Here is a 10,284-nt window from a genome sequence, read left to right on the forward strand (position 1 = left end):
TGCACATGTCCGAAGAAGAGAAGCTGCGCGGCTACCTCAACCGCGTCATGGTCGACCTCCGCAAGGCGAACCGCCGTCTGCAGGACGTCGAACAGGCCCGCACCGAACCCGTCGCGATCATCGGCATGGCCTGCCGCTACCCCGGCGGAGTCCGCTCCCCGGAAGACCTGTGGCGCGTTCTCACCGAAGGCCTGGACGTCACCGGCGACCTGCCCACCGACCGCGGCTGGGACACCGACGGCCTCTACGACCCCGACCCGGAGCGCTCAGGCCACAGCTACGTACGACGCGGCGGCTTCCTCGACGACCCCGGCGCGTTCGACGCGGCCTTCTTCGGCATCTCGCCCCGCGAGGCCCTGGCCATGGACCCGCAGCAACGGCTCCTCCTGGAAACCTCCTGGGAGGCACTGGAACGCGCCGGCATCGACCCCACCACCCTGCGCGGCACCCGCACCGGAGTCTTCGTCGGCCAGAACTACCAGGAATACGGAACCGGCCTGGCCCACGCCCCGGCCGGCGTCGAAGGACACCTGGTCACCGGAGTCGTCCCCAGCGTGCTGTCCGGCCGTATCTCCTACACCCTCGGCATCGAGGGCCCGGCCGTCACCCTGGACACCGCCTGCTCGACCTCCCTGGTCACCCTGCACCTGGCCCTGCAGTCCCTGCGCAACGGAGAGTCCACGCTCGCCCTGTCGGGAGGCGTGACCGTCCTGGCCGGACCCGGACCGCTCGTCGAGTTCAGCCGCCAGCGAGTCCTTGCCCCCGACGGCCGCTGCAAGGCGTTCTCGGCCGACGCCAACGGCATGGGCATGGCCGAGGGCGTCGGCATGCTGGTGCTGGAGCGACTGTCCGACGCGCGCGCCAACGGCCACCAGGTACTGGCGGTGCTGCGCGGCTCGGCGGTGAACCAGGACGGCGCCTCCAACGGCCTCACCGCCCCCAACGGCCCCTCCCAGCAACGCGTCATCCGCGCCGCCCTGAACGCGGCCGGCCTGACCCCCGCCGACGTCGACGTGGTGGAGGCGCACGGCACCGGCACCTCCCTGGGCGACCCCATCGAGGCACAGGCCCTGCTCGCCACCTACGGCACCGACCGCGAACGCCCCCTGCTCCTCGGCACGGTCAAGTCCAACATCGGACACACCCTCGCGGCCGCCGGAGTGGCCGGAGTGATCAAGTCCGTGCTGGCCCTGCGCCACGAGACCGTGCCGAAGACCCTGCACGCGGACACCCCGTCCCACCACATCGACTGGTCCACCGGCACCCTCTCCCTGGCCACCGAGGCGATCCCCTGGCCACGCGGTGAACGACCGCGCCGCGCCGCGGTCTCCTCGTTCGGCATCAGCGGCACCAACGCCCACGTCATCCTGGAAGAGGCACCCGACCCGGAAGAGGCCGAGCCGACGCCGGCCCCACGGCCGACGCCCGCGATCCCGCTGCCCGTGGTGCTCTCCGCCCGTGGCACGACCGGCCTCGCCGACCAGGCGAGGCGACTCCACGACTTGGTCGCCGCAGACCCCGAACTGACCGTCACCCGCATCGCCCTCGCCACCGCCACCACCCGGGCCGCACTGGAACACCGCGGTGCCGTGGTGGCCGAGGACCGCGAGGAACTGCTGACGGGCCTGACGGCGCTGGCGGACGGTGACCCAGGAGGCATCAACGCGATCGCCGATCGGGGTGGGTTGACGGGGTTCCTGTTCTCGGGTCAGGGGTCGCAGTGGTCGGGGATGGGGCGGGAGCTGGCCGGTCGTTATCCGGTGTTCGCGGAGGCTTTTGACGACATTTGCGGGCGGTTGGAGTCGGTGTTGGGGCGGCCGGTTCGGGGGGTGGTTCTGGATGGTGGTGAGCGGTTGGACGAGACGTTGTTCGCGCAGTGTGGTCTGTTCGCTTTCGAGGTCGCGTTGTTCCGGCTGCTGGAGTCGTTCGGTGTGGTGCCGGACTTCGTGGTGGGGCATTCGGTGGGTGAGGTGGCGGCTGCTCATGTGGCCGGGGTGTTGTCGCTGGATGATGCGGTCGCTTTGGTGTGTGCGCGTGCGGGGTTGATGCAGGAGTTGCCGTCGGGTGGGGCGATGCTGGCGGTGAATGCCGCGGAGGCGGAAGTCGCTGATGTCCTCCCCGATGATGTGGATATCGCGGCCGTCAATGGGGTGCGTTCGGTGGTGGTGTCCGGCGCGGAGTCCGCGGTCGAGGCGGTCGCGGAGGTGGCGGGGGAGCGAGGCTGGCGGAACACGCGTTTGCGGGTCAGTCATGCCTTCCATTCGGCATTGATGGAGCCGGTGGTGGAGCGGTTCCGGGAAGCCGTCGCGGGAGTTTCCTTCGCTGCTGCGAGGATTCCGTTCGTGTCCACGGTGGATGTCGAGGCCGCTCCGGCCGACGCCGACTACTGGGTGCGGAATGTGCGGGAGACCGTGCGGTTCGCTGATGCGGTCGCTCGTCTGTACGGCGAGGGTGTGACGCGGTTCGTGGAAGTCGGTCCGGATGCGGCGCTCAGTGCCGTGGGCCCGGACTGTCTGCCGCAGGACGCCATCGCTGCGTTCGTTTCGTTGTTGCGTCGTGGGCAGTCTGAAGTGCGTTCGCTGGCTGCGGGGTTGGCGCGGTTCCATGTGCACGGTGGTGGCGTCGACTGGGCCGCGTATCTGCCGCCGGCCGCTCGGGTCGATCTGCCGACGTACGCCTTCCAGCACCGTCACTACTGGCTGGACAGCGCTGAATCGGCCGACCCGGCCGCGCTCGGCGCGTTGCCCGCAGGGCATCCGCTGCTCGGCGCGCTGGTCGCCCTGCCCGGTGCCGTCGACACCGTCCTGACCGGACGGTTGAGCCTGCGGACCCAGCCGTGGCTCGCCGACCATCAGGTCACCGACACCGTGCTGCTGCCCGGCACGGCGTTCGTCGAACTCGCGCGGCACGCGGCCGACCTGCTCGGAGGCGACCAGCTGGACGAGCTGACGCTGGAGGTACCGCTCGTCCTGCCCGCCGAGGGCGGTCTCGCCCTGCGGGTCGTGGTCGCGGAACCCGATGCCACCGGCAGCCGCGCGGTCGAGGTGTACTCACGGCCGGAGGGTTCCTCGGGAGCCTGGACCCGACATGCCGGCGGTGTGCTGTCCGAGAGCGTCGACGACGGCCCCGGCGCGGATCTCGTACGGTGGCCCCCGGCCGACGCCGAGCCGATCGACCTGGACGGGTTCTATCCGCGGCTGGCGGACACCGGCCTCGGTTACGGACCGGCGTTCCAGGGGCTGCGGGCGGCCTGGCGGCGCGCCGACGAGATCTACGCCGAGGTGGCCCTGCCCGACCAGCAGCGCGGCCAGGCACAGGAGTTCGGCCTGCATCCCGCGCTCCTCGACGCTGCCCTGCACGCGCTCGCCCTGCGAGGCGACCAGGGTCTGCGGCTGCCCTTCGCCTTCCGCGGGGTCCGCTGGTACGACACGGGAGCGACGGCACTGCGGGTGCGGCTCACCGTCGTAGACGACGACGCGGTCCGGCTGGACCTGGCCGACGGCAGCGGCGCCCCGGTCGGCACCGTCGAGCGCGTGGTGCTGCGGGCCCTCACCTCTGATCTGAGCGCGCCCGCACGGCTGGACTCGGTCTACCGGCTGGACTGGACGCCCGCCCGCGTCGGGCGCTCCCGCGCCGCGGGCGCCGACGTACTGTTCCGCGTCGGGGACACATCCGTGGCCGAGCGCACCGCCGCCGTACTGGAACGAATACGTGAGCGGCTGGCCGAGGAGTCCGCGCCCGGCGCCCGGCTGGTCCTGGTCACCCATGGCGCGGTCGCGGTCACCGCCGACGAGGTGCCCGATCCGGCCGGAGCGGCCGTGTGGGGGCTGGTGCGCTCGGCGCAGGTCGAGTGGCCGGGCCGGTTCGTGCTGCTGGACACGACGGACCCCGCCGTGACGGACACGGACCTGACCACCGCGCTGGCCACCGACGAACCTCAACTGGCCCTGCGCGCGGACCGGGTGCTGGTGCCGCGACTGACCCCGGTGACGGAGACGGTCGAGGACGCACCCTGGTCCGTCGACGACGTAGTGCTGGTCACCGGCGCGAGCGGGACGCTCGGCGGCCTGGTGGCACGACACTTGGTGGAGCACCACCATGTGCGGGGCGTCGTACTGGCGTCCCGGCGCGGCGAGGAAGCGCCGGGCATGACCGAACTCGCCGCCGCACTCCGCGAGTCGGGTGCCGAGGTGACGGCGGTGGCGTGTGACGTGGCCGACCGGGAGGCGGTGGCCGCTTTGCTCGCCGAGCATCCGGTGACGGCTGTGGTGCATGCGGCCGGGGTGGTGGACGACGGTCTGGTCACCGGGCTCTCCGAGGAGCGGCTGGCGGCGGTGCTCGCGCCGAAGGTGCTGGGCGCGCGCTGGCTGGACGAACTGACCCGCGACCTGGACCTCCGCCGGTTCGTCCTGTTCTCCTCCGCCTCCGCGACCCTGGGCAACGCCGGGCAGGCCGCCTACTCCGCGGCCAACGCCTACCTCGACGCGCTGGCCGTGCAGCGCCGCGCAGCCGGACTCCCCGCCACCTCGCTGGGCTGGGGACTGTGGGAGCAGCGCAGCGGCATCACCGGCGAACTGTCCGACGCCGACCTCGCCCGCATCGCCCGCGGAGGCATCGCCGCGCTCCCCACCGCGGAGGCGCTGGCCCTCCTGGACGCCACCGTGGGGCTCGACGCCGCAGCCGTACTGCCGATGCGGCTGGACACCGCGGCCCTGCATCGGCTCGACCCATTGCCCGCGGTGTTCACCGGCCTGGTCCGGGGCCGTGACCGCGCCCGGCAGCAGTCCGGCTGGGCCGACCGGCTGCGCGCGCTGACAGAAGCCGAGCGCCGCCGTGCCACCCTGGACCTGGTGCGCACGCAGGCGGCCGGGGTACTGGATCTGGCCGGGGCCGAGCAGATCGGCGCCGATCAGTCGTTCGCGGACCTCGGGGTCGACTCGCTCACCGCGCTGGAACTGCGCAACCGCCTCGGCGCAGCGACCGGACTGCGCCTGCCGACCACCCTGGTTTTCGACCATCCGACCCCGGCGGCGCTCGCCGCATTCGTCCTCGCCGAGAGCGGCGACGTCCGGACCGGCCGGGAGCCCACGCCCCCCGCGGCCACGGCCGCCGTGGACGAGCCGATCGCGATCGTGGGAATGGCCTGCCGCTACCCCGGCGGGATCGCCACGCCCGAGCAGCTCTGGGACCTGGTCGCCGAGGGCCGGGACGGGATCTCCGCGTTCCCCGCCGACCGCGGGTGGAACATCGGCGAACTCCCCGTCGGACTCGGCGGGTTCCTCGACGACGTCGCCGACTTCGATCCGGGGTTCTTCGGGATCTCGCCGCGTGAGGCGCTGGCGATGGACCCGCAGCAGCGACTCCTCCTCGAGCTGTCCTGGGAGGCCTTGGAACGCGCCGGAATCGATCCGACCGGCGTCCGAGGCAGCCAAACCGGGGTGTTCGCCGGGCTGATGTACCAGGACTACGCCACCCGGCTGACCCATGTGCCCGAAGAACTGGAGGGCTACCTGGGTAACGGCAACCTCGGCAGCATCGCGACGGGCCGGGTCGCCTACACCTTCGGCCTCACCGGCCCGGCCGTCACCGTGGACACCGCCTGCTCGTCCTCGCTGGTGGCGCTGCACCTGGCCGCCCAGTCACTGCGCTCCGGCGAGTCCACACTGGCGCTGGCGGGCGGAGTGACCGTGATGTCCAGCCCGACTCCATTCCGGGAGTTCGACCGGCAGCGCGGCCTGGCCGCCGACGGCCGCTGCAAATCCTTCTCCGCCGATGCCGACGGGACCGGCTGGTCCGAGGGCATCGGCATGCTGGTGCTGGAGCGGCTGCCCGACGCGCGCGCCAACGGCCACCGGGTGCTGGCGGTGGTCCGCGGTTCGGCGGTGAACCAGGACGGCGCCTCCAACGGCCTCACCGCACCCAACGGCCCCTCGCAGGAACGCGTCATCCAGGCCGCGCTGAGGACGGCGGGCCTGTCGCCCTCGGACGTGGACGTAGTGGAGGCGCACGGGACCGGCACCTCATTGGGCGACCCGATCGAGGCGCAGGCTCTGCACGGGGTGTACGGCGCTGATCGGGACCGGCCGTTGTGGCTGGGGTCGGTGAAGTCGAACATCGGGCACACGCAGGCGGCGGCTGGTGTGGCGGGTGTGATCAAGATGGTGGAGGCGATGCGTCACGGGGTGCTGCCGCGCACCTTGCACGTCGCCACCCCGACCCCGCACGTCGACTGGACCGCCGGTGACGTCCGGCTCCTCACCGAGGCGATCGACTGGCCGGAGAGCGAGGTACGTCGGGCGGCGGTGTCGGCGTTCGGTGTGAGCGGGACCAATGCGCACGTGATCATCGAGCAGGCGCCGGTGGCCGAGTCGGCGGAGGTGCCGAAGTCGGTGACGCCGGTGCCGGTGCCGGTGGTGGTGTCCGGTCGTACGGCCGAGGCGTTCCGTGATCAGGCGGCCCGGCTGCGTGAGTTCGTGCTCGCCGACCCAGATGTGGGGGTCCCGGAGGTGGCCCGCGCGGCGGCGCTGTCCCGAGCCGCGTTGGACTACCGCGGTGCGGTGGTGGCCGAGGACCGCGAGGAACTGCTGTCCGTCCTGGCCCAGATGCCGGACGGCGTGCTGGCCGACCGGGGTGGGTTGACGGGGTTCCTGTTCTCGGGTCAGGGGTCGCAGTGGTCGGGGATGGGGCGGGAGCTGGCCGATGGCTTTCCGGTGTTCGCGGAGGCTTTTGACGACATTTGCGGGCGGTTGGAGTCGGTGTTGGGGCGGCCGGTTCGGGAGGTGGTTCTGGACGGTGGTGAGCGGTTGGACGAGACGTTGTTCGCGCAGTGTGGTCTGTTCGCTTTCGAGGTCGCGTTGTTCCGGCTGCTGGAGTCGTTCGGTGTGGTGCCGGATTTCGTGGTGGGGCATTCGGTGGGTGAGGTGGCGGCTGCTCATGTGGCTGGGGTGTTGTCGCTGGATGATGCGGTCACTTTGGTGTGTGCGCGTGCGGGGTTGATGCAGGAGTTGCCGTCGGGTGGGGCGATGCTGGCGGTGAATGCCGCGGAGGCGGAAGTCGCTGATGTTCTGCCCGATGATGTGGATATCGCGGCCGTGAATGGGGTGCGTTCGGTGGTGGTGTCCGGCGCGGAGTCCGCGGTGGAGGCGGTCGCGGTGGTGGCGGGGGAGCGAGGCTGGCGGAATACGCGTTTGCGGGTCAGTCATGCTTTTCATTCGGTGTTGATGGAGCCGGTGGTGGAGCGGTTCCGGGAAGTCGTCGCGGGAGTTTCCTTTGCTGCTGCGAGGATTCCGTTCGTGTCCACGGTGGATGTGGATGCGTCTCCGGTGGATGGGGATTACTGGGTGCGGAATGTGCGGGAGACCGTGCGGTTCGCTGATGCGGTGGCTCGTCTGTATGGCGAGGGTGTGACGCGGTTTGTGGAAGTCGGTCCGGATGCGGCGCTCAGTGCCGTGGGCCCGGACTGTCTGCCGCAGGACGCCACTGCTGTGTTCGTTTCGTTGTTGCGTCGTGGGCAGTCTGAAGTGCGTTCGCTGGCTGCCGGGTTGGCGCGGTTCCATGTGCACGGTGGTGGCGTCGACTGGGCCGCGTATCTGCCGCCGGCCGCTCGGGTCGATCTGCCGACGTACGCCTTCCAGCACCGCCGCTACTGGCTGGACGACGTCGAGCCACCGCCCCGGAGCGGATATCCCTTGGTGGACTCGGTGGTGGAGTTCGCCGAGGAGGACGGTTTCCTGCTGTCCGGGCGGCTGGCCACACGGTCACAGCCCTGGCTGGGCGAGCACACCGTGCTCGGTGCGACCGTCGTGCCCGGCAGTGTGTTCGCCGAGCTGGCCCTGCACGCCGCCGCGGCGACCGGAGTCGGCGAAGTCGTCGAACTGACCCTCCAGGCACCGCTGGTGCTCCCCGAGGAGGGCGGCGTCGAGGTACAGATGAGGGTCGGTGCGCGGAACGCCGGGGGAGAGCGGCCGTTGACCGTGCACGCCCGTCCGGCCGAGGACGGCACACCGTGGACCTGCTACGCCCGTGCCGTACTCGGCTCGGTCCCGACGGAGCCCGCGGAGGTGCCCGCCGCCTGGCCGCCGCCGGGAGCGGTCGCCCTCGACGTCGGTTCGGCCTACGCCGAGTTCGCCGCCGGCGGGCTGGAGTACGGTCCGGCGTTCCAGGGACTTCGCGCGGCCTGGCGCAGCGGCGACGAGATCCTCGCCGACATCGAGCTGCCCGACCTGACCGACGCAGGCCGCTACGGACTGCACCCGGCCCTGCTGGACGCGTCGCTGCACGCGCTGCGCTACCTGCACGAGGACGAAGGCGACCGCACCCTGCTGCCCTTCGCCTGGAACGGCGTCGCGCTGCGCCGTACCGGGGCGTCCGCACTGCGGGTACGGATCTCGCCGGTCGCCGCGGAGTCGGCCAGGATCGAACTGGCCGACGCGTCCGGCGCCCCCGTCGGGGTGGTGGAATCCCTCGCCGTGCGGCCGATCTCGGCCGAGCAACTCGGCCACCACGAATCCCTGTACGCCGAGGAGTTGGTGCCCGCCGGACTGCCGGGCGGCCCGGCGCCGTCCGTGCTGGAATGCGTCGACCTGGCCGCACTGCCCGACGGTGAACTCCCCGACGTGGTGGTGCTGGCGGCCGGGGCCGAGGGCGATCCCGCTGCCGCGGCCGGCCGGGCGCTGGACGCGGTGCGCGCCTGGCTGGCCGATGACCGGTTCACCGGCTCCCGGCTCGCCCTGCGGACGTGCGACGCCCGTACCGATCCGGCCGCCGCCGCGGTCTGGGGCCTGCTGCGCTCGGTGCAGCAGGAGCATCCCGGCCGGTTCCTGCTGGCCGACTTCGAGCACGCCGACGGCCTGGACGTTCCCGCCGCGATGTGGAACGTGCCCGGCGGGCAGATGGTGGTGCGCGACGGCACGGTGCTCGTGCCGCGGCTGGCGCATGTCCCGCTGTCCAGGATCACCGACCGGGACGCAGCGGCCTGGGCTCCGGACGGCCCGGTGCTGATCACCGGCGGTCTCGGTGCGCTCGGCGCGGCCCTCGCCCGTCACCTCGCAGGCGTCCGCGGGGTACGCGAACTCGTCCTCACCGGACGCCGCGGCCCGGACACCCCCGGCGCGGCCGAACTGGTCGCGGAACTCGGGGAACTGGGTGCCGAGGTGTCGGTGGTGGCGTGTGACGTGGCCGACCGGGAGGCGGTGGCCGCGTTGCTCGTGGAGCATCCGGTGACGGCTGTGGTGCATGCGGCCGGGGTGGTGGACGACGGTCTGGTCACCGGGCTCTCCGAGGAGCGGTTGGCGGCGGTGCTCGCGCCGAAGGTGCTGGGCGCGCGCTGGCTGGACGAACTGACCCGCGACCGGGAGCTGACCGACTTCGTCCTCTTCTCCTCCGCCGCCGGGGTGCTCGGCGCCGCCGGACAGAGCGCCTACGCGGCCGCCAACGCCGCGCTGGACGCGCTCGCCAGGGCCCGGTACTCCGCCGGTCTCCCGGCGACCTCGCTCGCCTGGGGGCTGTGGGAGCAGCGTGACGGCAGCGGCATCACCGGTGAACTGTCCGGTACCGACCTGGCCCGGATCGCCCGCGCCGGGCTGCGGCCGCTGACCACCGTCGAGGCGCTCGAACTCTTCGACCTCGCGCGGGCCGTCGACGAACCGGTGCTCGCGCCGATCCGCCTCGACCGCGCGGCCCTGCGAAGCGGCGGCCCCGTACCGGCGGTCCTGCGCGGTCTGGTCCGGGAAGCGCCCGCTCCCGATGCCGTCGCCCGCACGCGCTCCGCCTCCGCCGCCGCACCGGCCGCGTGGTCCGGACCCGGCCGCGAGAAGGCGCTCCTGGAACTGGTCCGCGCCGAAGCGGCCAAGGTGCTCGCCCACGACTCACCGGCCGCCGTCGCGGAGCACCGCACCTTCGCCGAACTCGGCTTCGACTCGCTCGCCGCCGTCGAACTGCGCAACCGGCTCTCCGAGGCCACCGGCATCCGGCTGCCCGCCGCGGTGGTGTTCGAGTACGCCACGCCGGTGGCACTCGCCGCACACCTGCACGCCTCCATGCCCGCCGCCGACGGCGCACCGGCCGACTCGCCGTTCGCCGGGCTCGACCAACTCGAAGAAGCACTGGCCGGCGCCGATCCCGGGGCCGTGGACCAGGCGAAGCTGCGCATGCGGCTCACCGCACTACTCGCCAAGTACGGCGGCGAGGAACAGACCGGCGCGGCGGCGGAGCACGACCTGTCGTCGGCCTCCGACGACGAACTGTTCGGCCTAGTCGACGGCCTCGGCGCCGACCAAGGGTGAG

At 72.3% G+C, this 10,284-nt stretch carries 1 protein-coding gene; it reads left to right on the plus strand.

Annotated features, from left to right (window positions below; genetic code table 11):
* Positions 1-5: 5 nt before the first annotated feature.
* Positions 6-10,283: an SDR family NAD(P)-dependent oxidoreductase gene (locus ACIRQ9_RS34730; RefSeq protein ID WP_404182807.1), complete on the plus strand. Its 10,278-nt coding sequence runs from the start codon at positions 6-8 to the stop codon at positions 10,281-10,283.
* Position 10,284: the final 1 nt, after the last annotated feature.

Source organism: Streptomyces sp. NPDC101237 (genome assembly GCF_044767465.1).
GTDB classification, from domain to species: domain Bacteria; phylum Actinomycetota; class Actinomycetes; order Streptomycetales; family Streptomycetaceae; genus Streptomyces; species Streptomyces gramineus.